Raw genomic sequence first — 17,569 nt, 5'->3', positions numbered from 1 at the left:
TGCTCAGTGATCCATGACGATCCGACCGCCCTCGCCGGTCGGCGCCCCCGGCAGGGTCTCATCGGCCGCCCACTCCCGTCGCGTGTACGCCTGCACCCGGGTGAACAGGCCGGTCGGGCAGGTACCCGAGGACCTGTCGCACCCGCCGGCGGCGTACACGATCCCGAGGACCGCGACCGTGCCGTCGGCCCGCGGTACCCACACGGGGTTTCCGGAATCGTTCGGGGCGACGGCGGGGGCCGCGTCGAGGCCGGCGAAACTGCAGGTGTCGCTCGTAGTGGGGCACGGTGCCGTCAGGCGTCCGCACCGGACGTTGCCGGCCGCCGCGGTGTATTCCGACGCGAACCACTCGGCGCCGGACTGGCACACGACGGCCCCCGGCTCGAGGTCGTCGGCGACAGCGGCGATTCTCGCCGTGCGCGGCAGCGTCACTCGATCGGTCCCGGACCCTGTCGGCACCACCACGACGTCGTCCGGCGTCGCGCCGCGGGCCGCCGACAACGTCAGCACCGGCGAGACGGGCTCCGGACCGGTGTCCACCATGGACATGTCGAGACCGGATCCACCCGTGACCGAGCCGAAGTCGGCATCCCAGCGGCGGGTGCTGTGGCTGACAACCGCCTGCGTGGGCCCCGACCACCCGAGCTCGAGGTGCGCACCCACCTTGCCGCCGACATGACCGGCAGACAGCAGGTAGTACCTGCCGTCCCGTTCCAGCGCTATCGAGTACTTGCCCCACTGCGCATGCGCCGAACCGGGATACGTGTTGTACGTGACGAACGGTCCCGCGGTCCGAGCGGGGTCCGGCGTCCGGATCGGTGGCTCGGCCGGCACCACGGAAGGTGCCGCATACGCGGCGGTCGGCGGGTCGTCGTGTCCGCCGCCGTCGAGCCGGTCTGCGTCACGTGTGTCCCACACCGTCACGACGGCGAGTACCGACGCGACAACGAACGCAATCGCCGCTCCCGACAGAAGGATTCGACGACGCACGACGGAAGTGTCAGGCCAGATCGGGCAGCTCGTTCGGCCGCACCCGCGATGCACGGACGAGGAGCAGCCCCATCACCAGCACGAACATCACCAGGACCAGGGCGCCGGCAACCGGCGCGCCCGTGAAGGCCAGCGTTCCCCCACCGGCCACGGCCGCCGAGCCCGCACCGGCACTAGGCCCCGCACCCAGTGTGTACATCCGAATCCTCTTCTTCTCGTGTCGTTCTCGACTCCGATACTCCGCTACCCCGCTCGATGATGCCTCGCGCAGCACCGCCGCCAGCGCCGGGCGGTCCCGATGTGCGGGTTCGGTGCGCGCTACCGCACCACTCAGGTGCCGGCGATCCGGTGCATCGGCACCGACGTTCGCTCGGCGTTGCGTTTCGTCTTGACCCAGTCGCTCTGACGACTGATGAGGCGCCCGAAGGCCCTCCACGCCACGACGTAGGACATCAGCATGTAGCCCACGTAGCTCATGCCCAACACGATCCCGTGGAGACGCGACAGCTGCGGTTCGCTGCGCCGGCGATACAGCGGACCCCAGATCGCGAACTCGCCCACACCGAGGATCAGATAGGACACGAACAGCGCCCACCCGCCGCTCACCAGGTACGACTTGAAGAACTCCGGGTAGTTGACCATGTTCCAGGTCATCACCAGCAGTGGCAACGGATAGACGATCGTGCCGATCACCTGCAGCCAGGGAGTCAGCATGAAATAGGTGATCTCCCATGCGCCGAGGTTGGTCACCCGCCGTGAGCGCCAGATCGCCGGCAGATAGCGGATGCACTGCATTCCGCCCTGCGCCCAGCGAACCCGCTGCCGGATCAGCGGTTTCAATTCCGGCAGCGCCTCCTGATCGACCCAGCTCGCCGTGGTGTACGCATTGCGCCATCCCAGCAGGATCAGGTGCAGTCCGAGTTCGAAATCCTCGAGCAGTGCGCCGTGCCACGGCTCACCGAATCGGGCCGCGACCGCGTCGAGCGCCGACAGCCGACTCAGCTGACCGTTGCCGCCGATGCTGACGGTCCGTGAGTAGCGCCGGGCCATCTGCATCGCGGAGATCGGACCCCGGAATTCCAGATCCTGCAGACGCACCAGGGTCCGGGCGAACCTGTTCTTCCACTTCCGACCCGGGCCGAGCGGCTGCGGATCCGCGCGGTTGCTCATCCGGACCTCGACCTGCACCGACCCGACGTAGTCGTTGCCGAAGCAGTCCGGGCCCGCCGAGATCTCCAGCATGTTCGGAGCAGGTCGTCCGTCCGCGTCGACGATGCAGATCAGCACCTTGTTCCGGTCGACGTCGTCGGGCAGCTGGGCGTCGATCGCGCGATAACCGAAATTGAGCGCGTCGCCCTTGCCGGTACGGGCGTTCGGGAGGGTGCGTGGGAGGAGGTGGACCATGGGATCGAACTGCTCGATCGCAGCGACGACGTCGCGCGTCCCGTCCTCCGACTCGTCGTCGGTCACCCACGCGTGACAGTCCGGGAAGTGTCGCCGCAGGTAGCTCAGGGTGTCGCCGATCACCACTTCCTCGTTGAGGCAGGGGATGATGAAGTGCAGTTCGAATTCGTCCGGGTCGCCGGGGCGTTCGGGAACGTGGCGCAGGAACGGGACGAGAATGGCGATCACATACACCAGGAACACGAGGCCGAGGATCAGCGAGAGCACGATCGTCAGGCCGAGCACGGTATCGAAGGTCACTGACAGGGACTCTCTTTCAATCGCGCACGGATCGGACCGGCACCATCCGCGACCGTGCTGGCCCGACCGATCCACCTACTGAAGACCACCAGGGTCGTGCATCCACCCGCCAACACGATGAGCGACCCGATGATGGTGTGCGCCATCTCGAAGCCGGAGCGCCCGTTGTGCACCGTGTACACCCCCACGACGACCAGGCGGATCATGTTGACACTGAGCATGGCCACGCAGCTGATGACCAGTCCGATCGTCATGTGCAACAGCCGGACCCGGCCGAAGTGGAGGTAGATGGCGGCCAGCAGCAGCATCGGCAGGATCAGCAGCGCGGTGCTGCAGCCGGTGACCAGTTCCAGGGCGAACACCTTGTTGGTGCCGATGCCGACATAGAAGGTGTCGGACCCGCGCACCCATTTGGTGGGCGCCCCGACGAGGCCGTTGAGCAGCGCCGCCAACCCCGCTTCCCAGGCACGGAACTGAGGTTGGCGAATCAATAGCATCACGATGATCAGGGCATAGACCCCGACCCCCATCCATCGGACCGACGGAGCATCCGGCATGCGCACCCCTCGTCCGGCGGTCACTTCGGGACTCCTCGTTCCCGGATCACACTCGACCGCAACACGACCGTCGAATAGACGCCGAGCACGAGTACCAGTCCGACGGTGAGGTTGGTGAGCATCAGGTGCTTGATCAGATCGGACGCACCGTCGGAGAGATTCACCGCCCAGAACTGTGCGATCGCGGCGACCGCGAGGAACAGGCCGGTCGCGCCGATGCTCTTGTCCTGCTGGTCCGGGCACACCCGCAGCACCGCGACGAACAGCACGCATGCAACGAGCGTCAACGCGACGATGAGCAGCGGAAGCGCGCCGAACATCATGCGCCAGAAGTGGTAGAAGACCGACACCCGCCACTCCTGGGTGTCGGGCCGTCCCGAATACCACGGATACGAGTAGATGTAGTCGGCCCGCAGCTTGGACATTCCCACGAGACCCCGCCCCATCATCGAGAGCAGTCGGGTGGGCTCGTGCAGGTAGACCTGCGAGAGCAGATCCCACATGGAGGTCTTGTCCAGGAAGCCCTGGTAACCCGGAAGTTCCGTGACCGAGTTCGGCGAGTTGATGCGGGAGCCGACACCGGACACGAGCGACGGATCGAGCCCCAGCCGGGCCAGGTCCTGGTCGGGATGTGGGCTGTGCGGGAGCATCTCGACGAAAACCGCGTTGTACTGGTTCAGTTCGGCGAACCGGGCCGGCTGCGTGCGTAGGTACTGGCCGACCGAGGCGAGCAGTGCACCAACCGCGCCGATTCCGAACCACCTGCCCTGCAACGGATACTGGCCGAGGGACGCCGGGTCACCCACACGGCGGCAGAGCATCAGCCCGGCCGCGACGAYGGCGAACGTCACCGCCTGGGTCTTGGTCGTTGCCGTGAACAGCGCGATCAGCCCAATCGCGGCGACGTGCCACCAGTGCACGCGCTGCGCCCGCCACATCGCCAGGGACGCCACCATCAACGCCAGTACACCGAGGATGGCCCCGGTGTCGCTGTAGGGCGACACGAAGTAGCCGGCGAACGATGCGTCGGCCACCACCAGCCACACGCCACTGACGACGAACGCCTTGCCCACCAACGATCCCGGGGTCCAGGCGAAGAGGAGTCCGGCGAGCAGGCCGAGTACGACGGCGCACAGGACGCCGAGCGCTCGCAGGTCCATGACTCCAGGCAGGCGCAACAGCGGAGTCAACCACTCGGCCAGCTGAAGCAGGTAGAGCTGCGACGAGTTGTACGCCTGCCCGTATGTGTTCCACGGGCAGTCTTCGCCGTACCACCGGTGGTCGAAGTACGTCGTGTACACCAGGTCGTCGACCGGAGTGTTGTAAGGGTTTCCGGCGCGCAGACCCATGCCGCACGTGAGCCGCTGACCATCGCCCTGGTCACTGAGGCCGATGGCGCCACCGTAGAACAGACGCATCAGCATGAGGCCCGCGAAGGCCGCGCCCGCGCCCACCGATACCCAGCCGAGCGCCGTGCCCTCGATCCGGTATCCGAAGATCCGGGAGACCGTCGCGAGCGCCGCCCGCAGTCGCGGGCGCGGCTTCGGGGGCTTGGTGCCGGGCACCAACGCCAGTGGATCCTCGGTGAATCCGACACCGTCCGAGTCGACGAGTTCGAACTTGTCGCTCATCTGAGTCCACCGCGCACGCTGCCGATGACGGTGCCGGTCGCCGGGCCGTACCAGCAATCCGCGGACGTCTCACCGACGAGCGGCTTGATCACGAAGTCGTCCGGCCGCTGCCCCGCCGTGTACTGGTCGATCACCGGCTGGCAGGCGCGGTAGGCCGCATCGAGGCGGACCTGGGCGTCCCCGTTCGGCACGGGGATCGACCCGGTCATCTCGGCGTCGTGCGGACGTGAACACACCGTCTGCTTCTCACCCGAACGGCACAGCCGAATGCCATCGGAGATGGTGCGTCCCATGATGTTCCGCAGAGATCCGGTGAACTCGGGGCGGCTCTCCGGCTGCAGCGGATCCTGCACACCGAGCGAGCACACCACCGTGCGGAGCCCGCCGGCCCATTCCTTCTGGGTCGGGTACTTCGCCCACACCGATATTCCGTACTGGTAATCGAATTCGCGTGCACCCAGGTATCCGCGAATCCCGTCCCACGGACAGACATCCGAGGCCYGCAGGCGCTCCAAGGCATTGGACGGACGATCGGGCTGATTCAGCAGATCGTCCGGCAACACACCGAATCCGTACACCTCGAGCTGATGCGGATACTCGCAATTGATCCACGGAGAGACGTTGCTGAGCGAGAGCATCTCCTCTGCAGTCTCGCGGACGTAGCAGGTGCCCTCGGCGGCCTGATAGGTGGGAAGCGCGGTGTCCGGTTCGGTCCCACACGCGACGACGAACGTCGCGACCACCGACGCCGCCGCGATCACAAAGATCGACCTGAACAACCAACCGCTCCTCGTTGAGTCCTGACACGTTCCGCGGCGACGCGAACACACCGACGGTACTGGTCCCCGCACACTCGAACCACGGCTCGCGACGAAAGGGCGGAACCACGCACGCGATGGTGCGCAGCGCCGTACCGCCCTGCTCGGCCGGCCCGTCACCCGATCGTCTCGACGACCGCGAGCGCCAACCGCTGCGCACGCACCGACTGCGGCTGCGCAGTGGTGACGACGACCGCGGTTGTTCCACGTGCAACCGCGTACACCGCGCCGTCCGGACCCCCGAACCGGCCGCCGCTCCAGCCCGCCGGTTCCGACGCGGGCGAGCTGGTCGATATCGGCGCCGCGCGGTCAACCACCTCAACCGCCGTCGTCTCGGCCTCGGTCCGCGCCACCCACACCGAGGCCACCACGGCGCCGCCGGGATCGGTGAAGACGCACGCGGGCGGGTCGACGGTCGGATCGACGAGCACCGACCCGACCCGTTCGCCGTTGAGCTCCTCGACCTGCTCGACCGAGAGGACCGAGCAGTCGCCCGCCGTACGCGGGACCGGAACGTCGGGTACCGCGGCGACGACGGCCGACGGTGCCGCCGCCACCTCCGGCGCATCCTGTGCCGCACCGCAACCGACAACTGCGCCGAGCAGAACGGCCACGACGACACCGGCCAACGCGTGGTCGGCCCTCACAGCACTGCCACCCGGGTGAACGGGACGAACGGCTCGACCACGGGAAACACCACGAGCATCAGCAACGCCACCATCGCGACGAAGAGCACCACCGCGGCGACCAGTTTCGCCGGCCAGGGGCCGGGCAGATGCCGCCAGATCCAGGCGTACACAACTATCCTTCCGAGAGGGACTTGGGAACAACGGGATTCAGCGGATCCTTCTCCGCCGTGTCGACCAGGACTGCCTGCACGACCAGCCGATCCGTCGCCGAGAAACGGGGCGTACAGGTGGTGAGCGTCAGCAGCGCGACTCCGTCCTGCGGCGGCTCCGCGTAATCCGCGTCCATCGGCACCGGTGCGATCACACCGATAGCCGTCGGATCGACCACCTGCTGCCCCACCGCGCGCTGATAGGGCGCCGGCAGTGGCGTGACGGTGACCGAATCCGCCGAACACGTGGCAGGTTTCCTGTTGGTCGCCCAGTCCAGCGCTTCGCTCGCGCTCGGCAGCACCCGGTAGGTGAACCAATGGGTCCGGGTTTCCACCACCACCGCGTCACAGGTGTTCAGCAGGTCGATGTCGTTGAACGGGGATCCCTTGCCCACGCGATGACCGGCGAGCGCGAAGTTGCCCCGTTCTCCGGGTTGCGCGGTTCCCTCGTAGTGCCCCGGCCCGATTTCCAACTCGGCGTCGGATGTGCCCTGCACCACCGTCAGCTGGAAATCGTTGCCGAAGGCTGGGATGTGCAGCTTCGCGAAGCCGACCGGTCCGGACACCGACTCGGTCGCAGTCCGCTCGCGGTCGGGCTCGGACCAGAGCTGATCGAGCTGCTCTGTGGCCGTGCGCTGTTTGCGGTCGGAGGTGAGGTCGGTCCAGTACACCTCGTACACGATGAACAGGACCCCGATCAGCGCGAGGGTCAGCAGCGCCTCGCCTGCCCCACGGTAGATTCGTTGCGCGCGTGTGACCGGCGCGTCCAGGACCACCCGCGTGGGGCTGTACGGCGAATATCGATGTCGTCCGGGCATAGGGGATTCGGAACCTCACACAGGGATGCTCGAGGCAGACGCCGGCTGCTCGTTCTTGATCAACGCGAAGACCTCGGCGCGCGAACGGATACCAAGTTTGCGGAAGATGCTGGTGAGATGCTTCTCCACCATGCGCTGCGAAACGTACAGTTGCGCAGCGATCTCACGGTTGCGCATGCCCTGCACGACGAGTTGGACCACCCGCCGCTCGATGTCGCTCAGCGTCCCGAGTCGAGGATCACCGGATGCCGGGGGCGCGGCGGCCTCCATACCAGTGCGGGTGGACCAACGACCACCACTGATCCACCCGTCGGCGCCGATGCGCTCGAACAGCGCGAAGGCCGTCCGCGCACGCTGACGGCTCTGGGTCACCTTGCCGTGCTCGAGCAGCCTGTCGGCATAGATCGCCAGGGAACGAGCCCGCTCCAGAGCGGGAACCTTGTCGTCCCGGGAACCCAGCGCCAACTCGACCAGCTCACGGGCATCAGTGATTTCGGCGACCAGCAGCCGTCCCCGTGCCAGGATCGCCGACGTCAGAGTCGTCTGGGTGCGCCGCTGCAGCCGTTCGGTCGTCACGTCCAGCATGCGCGCCGCGGCCCGCAGGTCGCCGGCAAGCACGAGCGCCTCGATGAGGTCGACGTACCGTTGCGTCTTCCAGATGCACGCATGCCGGTCGACGTGGTCGATGCTCTGCTCGAGCAGGGCGATCGCCCGTTCCGCATCACCCTGCATCAATGCGTTCTCGCCCAGCACGGCGAGCACCCTCGCCTGCAGGCTGTCGATCTCCCCCGACGCACTGACGGAAAGCAACTGGGCCGCAATCTGTTCGGCCTCACAGAACTGTCCCTGTAACCCCAGGATCTGCACGCGCTGAGCGAGCCGCAGCGTGCGCAGGTGCGTGTGAGACGAGAGGATCGCGTCGGCGTGTTCCCAGAGATTCCTCGCTCCGACGGGGTTTCCCGCAATGATCTCGCAGTCGACCTGCGCCGTGAGCAGGTACATCCGTTGGAGCGGGGTCAGGGACGGATTCGAAGCGCATTCGAACCGTGCCCGGGCCTCCTCGACCCGTCCCAGCCGGGTGAGGAACATTCCCGAGGCGGCGATACCGCGAAAGTCACGCCGGGAGAACGGCTCGACGGCGTCCGCCTCGTTGTGCAGAGACTGCGCCTCCTCGGAGTTCTCCCGCGCCAGCGCCAGGCTCATGCGTGCCAGCGTGAGCGCATCGCAGGGGCTTCCGGGGTGGCGGGTGTGGATACGCTCCGCCAACCTGTACAGCTCGTACACACCGTAGAACTGGCCCTGCTCGAGCTGAAAGAGTATCGCGACCCCTGCCAAGTCCATCGCGGCGGCGGGGGCCTCGTCGGCACACTCGCGCACTGCATCGACGACGGACTCGACGTTGATCGGCCGATCGGCGAGATAGCGCGCCTCGATCTTGACGAGTTCGGCCGCGGCACGGTCTGCCACGCATGCATCCGACCACACCACCTCGTCCGCGAGACTCTCGGCGTCGCTGCGGAATCCCTGTTCGAGCGCGAGCTTCGCGGCGGTCAACCGCAGTGCGCTCGCGCTCGTGCCGCACGACATCGAGATTGCGTCACGCAGAATCGACAGGGCGACAGAACACGACCACTCGCGGGCCATCGCGTCGGCGTTCTCCAGGACCTGCTGCGGCTCGAGTTCCGCGTCGACAGGACGCAGGACCGAAGCGTCCGTGACGCCGTCACGTCCGCTACCGAGCTCTCTCTGATACCCACGCTCGTCGACCAGGGTGTGCGCGAGCGTCCGGCGACCGGGGGTGGCAGTCCCGTAGACGGCCCACCGGTCCAGCTGATTGCCGATCCGTACCCGGTCCCCGATCCGTTCCAGCTGTCGCAGCGAGAGTAATCCGTCCAACTCGCGTTCGGGGTCGGCGCTTGCCCGGTCCGCAGCCAGTTCGAGCAGATCCGGTACCGCAACCGACTTTGCCACCGCCAGAAGGGACAACATCGTCCGCTGGTTCTCGGTCATACGGTCGTCGATTTCCATCCAACGCGACGCGCGGGAGCCGCTGACCACGATCGGATAGCGGATCGACTCGATTCCGTCGACCTGCCRGTCGGTGACCGTCTCGCACAGTTCCAGCAACGCACCCGGATTACTGCGCGAGATGCGGTGCAGCTCATCGACGAGAGCCGGCGCCGGGGTTCTTCCGAGCGCCTCGGTCATGAGCGCGACTGCAGCGGCCTTCCCGAGCGGGGGCACTGCGACTTGAGACAGGGGCAGGAACGGTTCGGGCGGTTCGACTCCGCTGACGAGCACCAGGACGACCCGATGATTCGCGAGCCTTCGCCCCACGTACCCGAGGAGCGTTTGGCAGTCCTCCCCCATGCGGTCGGCATCGTCGACGAGTATCGCCAACGGCCCCTCGTGATCGGCATGCCGCGCGATCGCGTCGAGCAGATGTTCGGCGCGGGTGGCGATCGCGGATTTGCGGATCTCGAGCCCCGCCGTCCGCCGGGAAGCATCGCGCTGCCGACCCGATCGGCCGAGCAACGCCATCAGGCTGTAGTCGACCTGCTCGCACACGTTCGACGCGCCGCCGATGGAGACCGTGTCGAAGGAGGAATTGACGACCAACTCGCCCAGCAGACGAGTGCGTCCGGACCCGGTGGGTCCAGTGATCACGAGCGCAGATCCGAGACCGAGTTCGGCGGCCTCGAAAGCATCCTGAACCTGTCGAAGGGTGGAGATCGGCTCGGCCGTGCGGCTGCGGAATCCGCCGTCGTTCATCGTTGCCGTCGCGCCCTTCTCCCAGTCATATTGATCGTGATCGCCTATATCTAACGCTTGACCAGAGCTCTCCGCCTCCGTAAACCACGGGTCGGCGGGGATTTCACCGAATCGGTGCGGGAACTGCGGGGTGCCGCACCGATCTGTGCGGCGCCCCGCCTCCTGGCTCCGCAAGACCCGACAGCATCGAGAGGTCGGGTTGGCTGTCGACGAATGCACCGATCCGACAGTCGGACTGCGGATCGAGATGAGCGAAAGGGACAGCAAATTGTCGCACCAATCCGCGCGCAGCGAGTCACAGTCGGCTCGAATCGCGGTCATCTACGGAACCCGCCCGGAAGCCATCAAATGTGCACCCCTGGTGAAGGCACTCGAGGCCCATCCCGCACTCGACCCGACCGTCATCGTCACCGGCCAGCACACCGGCCTCGTCGACCAGGTCCACGCCACGTTCGGGATCTCCGCCGACCACGACCTGAACCTCATGGAGCCGGGTCAACCGCTGGGCCGGCTGTCCGGCCGCGTCACCACCGCCGCGAGTGCGGTGCTCCGCGCCGAACGCCCCGACGCGGTGGTGGTCCACGGTGACACGTCCAGCTCCACCGCGGCCGCCCTGGCCGCGTTCAGCGAGAACATCCCCGTCGTCCACCTCGAGGCCGGGCTGCGCTCGCACGACCTCGGCAACCCGTTTCCGGAGGAGGGTAATCGGCGGATGACGGCGGCTGTGACGGCGCTGCATCTGTGCCCCACAAACCTGGCCCGCCGCAATCTGCTCGACGAGGGTGTCGTGCCCGATCGGGTCACGGTGACGGGCAACACCGTCGTCGACGCGCTGCTCACCGTGGCGTCCAGCGACATCCCGCCCACCGACCCCGCCCTGCGGACCGCGTTGGCCGGCGGTCGACGCCTCGTTCTGCTGACGCTGCATCGCCGCGAGTCGTGGGGGCCACCGATGAGCGCGATCGCGAAGTCGGTGCGACGGATCGTCGAGGCCGTGCCCGACATCGTCGTTCTCTGCCCGATGCACCCGAATCCGATGGTGCGCGAGACACTGACCGCGAACCTGGGTGGGCACGAACGCATTCTGCTCACCGAGCCGCTGGAGTACACCGACCTGGCAACCGCGCTCCGTCACGCCCATCTGGTCCTCACTGACTCCGGCGGAATCCAAGAGGAAGCACCGACTTTCGGAGTACCCGTACTGGTGCTGCGCGACACCACCGAGCGCCCCGAGGCCATCGACGCCGGGTGTGCTCTGCTGGTCGGCACCCGACCGGACGCGATCTTCAGCGAGGCGACGCGGCTATTCCTCGACGCCGACGCGTACCGAACGATGACGGCCGCCGGAAACCCGTACGGCGACGGGCACGCCGGCGCGCGCGCCGCCGCCGCGATTGCCGAACTGGTCGGGGCCGGGTCGCGGTTGCCGGACTACGCACCCGACGGTGACTTCTCATCCTCGACGCGAATCGCCGTATCGGTCGGATAGCCGGACCGTCGGAGCGTGCTCGTGCCATCCCGCAGCGGTGCGGGATGGCGCACAGTCCGCGCGCGAGGCCGCACAGTGATCTCGCCGAACCGTCTCCGTGCCACTTCGTGGGCGAACCTGACTGTGGGGGGAGTCCCCACCTGTTGCGGACCCGTGACGCTGCAGGCGGCACGAGAATGGAGCAAGAATGAGGATGGCGTCGTTCGCAAGGACCGTCTCCGGTCTGGCGGTTGCGGCTCTGACCGCGACCACCTGGGGAATCGCCGCGGCACCGGCCGGAGCGGATCCGCTGGCCGCGCAACCGGGTGAGCTGATCGTCAACGGCGACGCCGAGAACGGCATCACCGAATGGACGGGCACCACCTTCGCGTCGAGGGCCTACAGCACCGGTCTGCAGCCGACGATCGTCAACGAGAAGGGCGCGACCGGGAAGACGTTCGACGGCGGCACCAGCTACTTCGGGGTCTCGGGTAATGCCAACAGGAAGGCCACGCAGGTTGTCGACCTGACGCCGTCCGCGGCCAGTATCGACACCGGAAAGGTGACCGCACTCGGCGGGGCCTACCTGGGCGCGATCGCCGGCCAGAACGACCGCGTCGGCGTCAACTACACCTTCACGGACGCGTCCGGTACGGTCCTGGGCACTTTCTCGCTGCCCGCCGTGACCAACAGTGACCGCGGTGGCGTACGGGGATTCGCCCGCCGCGACGCCTCGGCGCCCGTTCCGGTCGGCACCCGCTCTGTGACGGTCGACCTCGTCTTCACCGCCGCCTACGGCTCGCTCGACGCGTACGCCGACAACATCTCGCTGCGACTCGACGCGGCACCGAGCGAGTTGCAAGTGACGCACACTGCCGACGCATCGGGCCCGCTGGACGACAACCAGGTGGTCAACTACACCGTCACCTTCACCAACACCGGCGCCCAACCGCTCGCGGTCGACCAGGCGCTGGCGCTCGCGGGCCTGCTCGACGACGCGGACCTCGTCTCCGGACCGACCAGTTCGGACGCCGCCCTGTCAGTCCAGGGCTCTGTCGACACCTTCGGCATTGCCGGAACCCTGCAGCCCGGCCAGACGGTGACCATCGTCTACAGCGTGGTCACCAAAACGTATGCGCAGCAGGGTGACCACAACCTCGTGTCCCTCGTGGCCGCCCCGTCCGCCCTGCCCGGAGGCGTGCCGGCCTCGTGCACCGGTACCGCCGACTGCCTCGAAATGGCGACCGCCGACACCGCTGCCGTCCCCCTCGTGAACCCGGCCGTCGCCGGAATCACGGCGGCAGTGGGCCTGGCCGGAGGCGGCGTCCTGCTGCTCCGCCGGCGACGCACCGGAACAGCCTGAGCCCGGTCACCCAGTTCCCGCGCGCGACCGGCCCTGCCCGAGTTCGATTCCGATCTCGGGCAGGGCCTTTCGCGTCCTTGCCGCAGGCCCCTCGCCGCGCGTGACCGCCGTTCGGTCATTGACCGTGCGGCGTCGACTCCCGACAGCCAGTCCCGCGGACGGGACAGGGAACCGGTTCGACTCGACGGCTCGCGTCAGTTTCGATAGCCCAACTCGGCTGCCGTCTGCCTCGCGGCGTCGGTGACGGGTACCGCGTAGGCCGCGGTGCCGTACGCGCAGATCTCCGACCAGTTGCCGCCGAGGTCGGACGTCTCGAACCGCATCGCGACGATCACGTTCCCGCCCCGCTGCGACGCCTCGTTGATCAGTCGGCTCATCGCCTCGTTGCGGCTCTCGGTGAGGTTCTTCGTCATGCCCTGGAGCTCACCACCCACCAGCGACTTGAGGCCGGCGCCGATCTGGGAGCCGATGTTGCGGGACCGGACGGTCAGTCCGAAGACCTCGCCGATCACGCGCTGGATCTCCCAGCCGGGAATGTCGTTCGTCGTCACAACAAGCATGCCGATCAGGCTAGACAACAGCTGCGACAACGTCCCGATCGGCTGCGGCCGCGGCTCGACGACGCCCGGTCGAATGTTCGTTTGCTCAGTCCGGAAAGCGCTGACCCGATCCGGATCGCGCGGGAACCTCTCACCGAGCGGTCGGCGCCCCTGGCGGCACGCCTGCCGTCGGCGTTCAATTGGCTCATACACCTGAGACACGCGGAGCCGAAACGCGAGTCGGGAGGTCGGAACGATGTCGATGCCGTCGGGCAAGATCGAATCGCGGGACTGGGACGAGATCTCGCAAGTAGTCGCGGACGCCTACTTTCCGCACACCCTCACACCTCGCACTCCCGTCCGCACCGACTGCGCGTTTCCGCGCAGCACCGGGGAGGGACCTGTCCGCATCGCTCGACTCGGCTGGGGTGCCGACGTCTCGATCCGGTCCGATCACCCCGGTGCCTACGGCGTCAACATTCCGGTGTCGGGTCGACTCGACTCGGTCGTCGGCGGGCGCGAGGTGTCGTCGCTGCCGGGCACCGCCACGGTGTGCCCACCCGACACCGACACCCGGATCCCTCACTGGGCTGCCTCGTGCGAAATCATCGGTGTCCGTTTCGATCACGAGTACCTGGAACGGGAAATGCATCGAATCCTCGCGCGCCCCGATCGTCCACTGCCAAGCCAGGTGGACCTGTCCGCCCCCGCAGGGACGACGTGGATGCGGTTCGTCGAATCGCTGTCCGACCAGATGGAAGGACCGAACTGCCTGCTGCAGAACGATCTGGTCGCGGACCAACTGCTCAGCGCCGTCACCACCGCGTTCGTCCTCGCGGCCGTACCGGACGATCCGGAGGGCACGGAGGGCGCCGTCGCGGCGCGACCACGAATCGTCAAGCGGGTCATCGACGCCCTGCACGGCGACCCCGCCCACCGGTGGACGGCCGGCGAGATGGCCGAGCAGGCCGGCGTGAGCGTGCGCCGACTACAGGAAGGGTTCCGGCAGTACGTGGGCAGGAGTCCGACCCAGTACCTGAACGACATCCGCCTCGTCCGCGCCCGCGACGATCTCCTCGCCGCAGACCCGGGCGACACGGTCACCGCGGTGGCCCTGCGCTGGGGCTTCGCCCACACCGGCCGCTTCGCGGCCACCTACCGCAGCCGATTCGGCGTCTCCCCGTCCTCGGCCCTCCGCACGACCTGATCCTCTGTCCGCCGACATAATCCAGCCGAAGGGATCCCCGTGTTCTTCTCGACGTCCGTGCCGACCCGCCTTCGCTCGCCCGCTCCCCACACCACGGCCTTCTCACCTGCGAGACATCCCGTCGGCAGCCCACTCGTGCTGACAGGTCGCATCCACGACGACACGGGCCGGGGTGTGCGCGGTGTCTCCGTCCAGGTCCGTCGCAGCGACAACGGCGGGACGGTCCGTGCGGGCACCTCTACGGTCGTCACGGTCACGACCGACGACGACGGCTGTTTCACGATTGCGACGATTACGCCTGCGCCCTATCAGATTCCGGCTGACGGCCCGACCGGTTGGTTCATCGCGAACGAGGGCTGGAACCCGTGGCGACCGGCGCACCTGCACGTCACGGTCAAGGCGCCGCGGATGCGCACCGTGACCACTCGCCTGCACTTCCGCCGCGACGCCTGGATCCGCCACGACGCCCCGGCGAAGGCGATCCTCGACCCCCGACCCGGCGTCGGCGGAATCGACCGGGCCACAATCGACTTCACGCTCGAACGGTCGACGTCGCCGGTATCCGGCGCCTAACCGTCGATCTTGCGCGCGCCGAGGATTTCGCCGAGGAACTCCGCGGCGACCTCGTCCGGGTCGCGACGGCTCGCCTGATCCACCGGCACGGCCGCCTCGGCCATCATCTCTTCCTCATCCTCGGGGTGGTGCGAGGAGGGGTGGCCTCAGACGAACGGGAAGATCGAGCGGTTCCACCGCACTCTCGGTGGGTTGGGCCTGCGCCCGCTTCTACACCTCGGAAGCCGAACGCCGAACTGCTCTACCCCGGCTTGCTTCACTTCAATCACCACCGAGCCCACTCCGCCCTCACGGGACTCAGCGACCAGGGAGCGCACGGTCGGAGTCCCATTCGACAACAGTGTGGCGTCCTCGCCAGAAGTTGACTGCAGTGGCGTGCGTCACCTATGTTACGTGAACATCGCTACCGAGCGTTCGCTCGGTCTGTCCCATGAGTTCGAAAGAGGCGAAGATGCCCCCAACATCGGCTTCCCCGCAGCAGACCACGGCGCCGAACGCTGCGCCGGCGAACGCTGCGCCGCCGCACCCGCGCCGAGCGGCCCGTAAGGCTGCGTTTGCCGCCGCCGTGTCAACCTCCCTCGAGTGGTACGACTTCTTCATCTACGCGACAGCCGCCGCTCTGGTCTTCAACAAGACGTTCTTTGCCACTCAGAGCGAAGTTGTCGCCGCACTCAATTCGTTCGCTACCGTCGCGGTGGGTTTCATCGCACGGCCCATCGGCGGGATCATCTCCGGTCACTTCGGCGACAAATACGGCCGTAAGCCGGTGCTTGTGATTGCGATCCTGATCATGGGCATCGCGACGACCTTGATCGGACTGGTGCCGGACACCTCGATCGTGTGGCTCGCCCCGACGATGCTGGTGCTGCTGCGCATCTGCCAAGGCCTTGCTGTCGGGGCGCAATGGGGTGGCGCAGTCTTGCTGGCCACCGAGTACGCGCCCCCGAACCGACGAGGCTTCTACGGGAGCTTTGCCCAGCTCGGCATCCCGATCGGCGTGGTCGTCGGCAACGCGGTCTTCCTCATCGCAGCGTGGGCGGTGACACCGGAGGCGTTCATGTCATGGGGCTGGCGCGTCCCGTTCTGGATCAGCCTTTTCATGCTCTTCGTCGCATTCGCCATCCACCGCTACCTCGAAGAAACCCCCGAGTTCCAGCAGCTCGAGGCCAAGCTGGCCGCCGAACCGATCAAGCGGCGTTCCCCAATTCTCGAGGTCATCCGGAACAACGGGGGCACCGTGATCATGGCCGGTGGCACCTACCTGGTCGGCATCGTGATGTTCTATCTCACCATCACGGGGTCGGTACAGGTCGCCACTACAACCCTCCACATTGCCCGATCGGATGTCCTCGCGATCATCCTGGTGGCAGCGGGAGTGCTTGTACCCATGGTGCCGCTGACCGCGTACCTGTCCGACATCTACGGCCGCAAGCTGATCTACGGCATCGGCATCGTGGGCATGGGGCTATGGGCCGTTCCGATGTGGTTGCTCGTCGGCGCCTCGTCACCGCAGAACATTTGGCCGCTCGCTGCCGCCCTGATCATTTCGTGCGTCGTCATGTCGTTCCAGACCGGTCCGCAGGCAGCTCTGTTCGCAGAACTCTTCCCGCCGGAGGTGCGCTATTCGGGCGCCTCGCTCGGCTACCAGGCTGCAGCCATTCTCGGGGGCATGGCTCCGATGGCGATGGTGGCCCTCATCAACGGAGAGGTCGACAATCTCTGGCGGGTGGGACTGTTGATCGTCGCTCTGGCCGTCCTCGCCCTCGGCTGCCTCGTGGTCCTCGCCCGCCGTGCAAAACGGTGACGGGATCGACTGCAGTGTTGGTATGTGCGGCCGAAATCGTGTCCCAGGTTCCATCTCACATACCGACGCTGACGTTTCCAGATCGTGTGCCACGGGCCGAAAATCGGTAGGTTACGTCCCGCCGCCACGCGATTGCGGCCCGGTAGCGGTGGACGATGCGGTCGACCACCCGGCGGTTGTCTCGGAACAGGCGGCCCGCAGGCCGTCCGAGGAAGGAAGCACCGGTTCGATCAACAACCACTGCTCATCATTGAAGTGCTTGGTGGCCGACACGACCAGCAGTCGTCACCGATCCCTCCACCGCGGCCCAGGAGACACGCCCTAACTGTACCCGGTCAGGACGTTGGTAGCGGGCGTGTCGGCTTGATGTGAAGAGAACCTCCGAGTGGGGTGTGGCTTGTCTAAGGCCCACATCCGCTCGGAGGTTCTCGTGTCCCACCGTAATGCCCGAACCACATATCCGAACCACATATCTCGGCAGATTGCT

16 protein-coding genes are annotated in these 17,569 nt (G+C 67.1%); 5 read left to right on the top strand and 11 right to left on the bottom strand.

The annotated features are described in order from the left end of the window. Positions 1–3 precede the first annotated feature (3 nt). From AB4Z09_RS16945 to AB4Z09_RS16900, 10 genes are all read right to left on the bottom strand, one after another. A complete protein-coding gene (locus tag AB4Z09_RS16945; RefSeq protein WP_174907732.1) occupies positions 4–990 on the bottom strand; it encodes a hypothetical protein in 987 nt (328 codons plus the stop codon). A 10-nt stretch (positions 991–1,000) separates the two neighbouring features. Then, complete coding sequence (locus AB4Z09_RS16940) at positions 1,001–1,189, bottom strand: hypothetical protein (protein WP_114721283.1); 189 nt, start codon at positions 1,187–1,189, stop codon at positions 1,001–1,003. A gap of 131 nt (positions 1,190–1,320) precedes the next feature. Continuing rightward, positions 1,321–2,694, bottom strand: coding sequence for a glycosyltransferase (locus AB4Z09_RS16935; protein WP_442240244.1), 1,374 nt, complete (start codon positions 2,692–2,694; stop codon positions 1,321–1,323). Beyond that, a complete protein-coding gene (locus AB4Z09_RS16930) occupies positions 2,691–3,224 on the bottom strand; it encodes an exosortase/archaeosortase family protein (protein WP_442240243.1) in 534 nt (177 codons plus the stop codon). The genes AB4Z09_RS16935 and AB4Z09_RS16930 overlap by 4 nt, the downstream gene beginning before the upstream one ends. Positions 3,225–3,271: 47 nt before the next feature. After that, positions 3,272–4,882: a glycan biosynthesis hexose transferase WsfD gene (gene wsfD / locus AB4Z09_RS16925; protein WP_442240242.1), complete on the bottom strand. Its 1,611-nt coding sequence runs from the start codon at positions 4,880–4,882 to the stop codon at positions 3,272–3,274. After that, positions 4,879–5,661: a septum formation family protein gene (locus AB4Z09_RS16920; protein ID WP_442240241.1), complete on the bottom strand. Its 783-nt coding sequence runs from the start codon at positions 5,659–5,661 to the stop codon at positions 4,879–4,881. The genes wsfD and AB4Z09_RS16920 overlap by 4 nt, the downstream gene beginning before the upstream one ends. A gap of 155 nt (positions 5,662–5,816) precedes the next feature. Further along, a complete protein-coding gene (locus AB4Z09_RS16915) occupies positions 5,817–6,347 on the bottom strand; it encodes a DUF2020 domain-containing protein (RefSeq protein ID WP_442240240.1) in 531 nt (176 codons plus the stop codon). Then, positions 6,344–6,499: a hypothetical protein gene (locus tag AB4Z09_RS16910; RefSeq protein WP_174907722.1), complete on the bottom strand. Its 156-nt coding sequence runs from the start codon at positions 6,497–6,499 to the stop codon at positions 6,344–6,346. The genes AB4Z09_RS16915 and AB4Z09_RS16910 overlap by 4 nt, the downstream gene beginning before the upstream one ends. A 2-nt stretch (positions 6,500–6,501) precedes the next feature. Beyond that, complete coding sequence (locus AB4Z09_RS16905; RefSeq protein ID WP_114721290.1) at positions 6,502–7,356, bottom strand: class E sortase; 855 nt, start codon at positions 7,354–7,356, stop codon at positions 6,502–6,504. A 15-nt stretch (positions 7,357–7,371) separates the two neighbouring features. Then, a complete protein-coding gene (locus AB4Z09_RS16900) occupies positions 7,372–10,128 on the bottom strand; it encodes a LuxR C-terminal-related transcriptional regulator (protein WP_442240239.1) in 2,757 nt (918 codons plus the stop codon). A 247-nt stretch (positions 10,129–10,375) separates the two neighbouring features. On the opposite strand from AB4Z09_RS16900, the gene wecB reads away from it, so the two are divergent. Both wecB and AB4Z09_RS16890 read left to right on the top strand, forming a co-directional pair. Beyond that, entirely contained in the window at positions 10,376–11,617 is a 1,242-nt protein-coding gene (gene wecB / locus AB4Z09_RS16895; RefSeq protein WP_174907718.1) for a non-hydrolyzing UDP-N-acetylglucosamine 2-epimerase, read from the top strand. 193 nt (positions 11,618–11,810) lie between these two features. Then, on the top strand, positions 11,811–12,959 hold the full coding sequence (locus tag AB4Z09_RS16890) for a DUF7927 domain-containing protein (RefSeq protein ID WP_174907716.1): 1,149 nt from the start codon (positions 11,811–11,813) through the stop codon (positions 12,957–12,959). Between the two features lie 194 nt (positions 12,960–13,153). Here AB4Z09_RS16890 and AB4Z09_RS16885 read toward each other — a convergent pair whose 3' ends face one another. Beyond that, entirely contained in the window at positions 13,154–13,519 is a 366-nt protein-coding gene (locus tag AB4Z09_RS16885) for a YbjQ family protein (RefSeq protein WP_114721413.1), read from the bottom strand. Positions 13,520–13,754: 235 nt separating this feature from the next. Between AB4Z09_RS16885 and AB4Z09_RS16880 the strand changes: the two genes are divergently transcribed. The 3 genes from AB4Z09_RS16880 (at position 13,755) to AB4Z09_RS16870 (ending at position 17,082) form a co-directional block, all read left to right on the top strand. After that, a complete protein-coding gene (locus AB4Z09_RS16880; protein ID WP_442240238.1) occupies positions 13,755–14,705 on the top strand; it encodes an AraC family transcriptional regulator in 951 nt (316 codons plus the stop codon). Positions 14,706–14,744: 39 nt separating this feature from the next. Further along, the gene (locus tag AB4Z09_RS16875) at positions 14,745–15,278 is read left to right on the top strand and encodes a dioxygenase family protein (RefSeq protein WP_442240237.1); all 534 of its coding nucleotides are present in this window, start codon (positions 14,745–14,747) and stop codon (positions 15,276–15,278) included. Positions 15,279–15,729: 451 nt separating this feature from the next. After that, the gene (locus tag AB4Z09_RS16870) at positions 15,730–17,082 is read left to right on the top strand and encodes an MFS transporter (RefSeq protein WP_442240236.1); all 1,353 of its coding nucleotides are present in this window, start codon (positions 15,730–15,732) and stop codon (positions 17,080–17,082) included. The last annotated feature ends 487 nt before the right edge of the window (positions 17,083–17,569 follow it).

This window comes from Rhodococcus sp. TAF43 (assembly GCF_052113525.1).
Classification (GTDB): domain Bacteria; phylum Actinomycetota; class Actinomycetes; order Mycobacteriales; family Mycobacteriaceae; genus Prescottella.
This window is presented reverse-complemented; position numbering and strand designations above follow the sequence as displayed.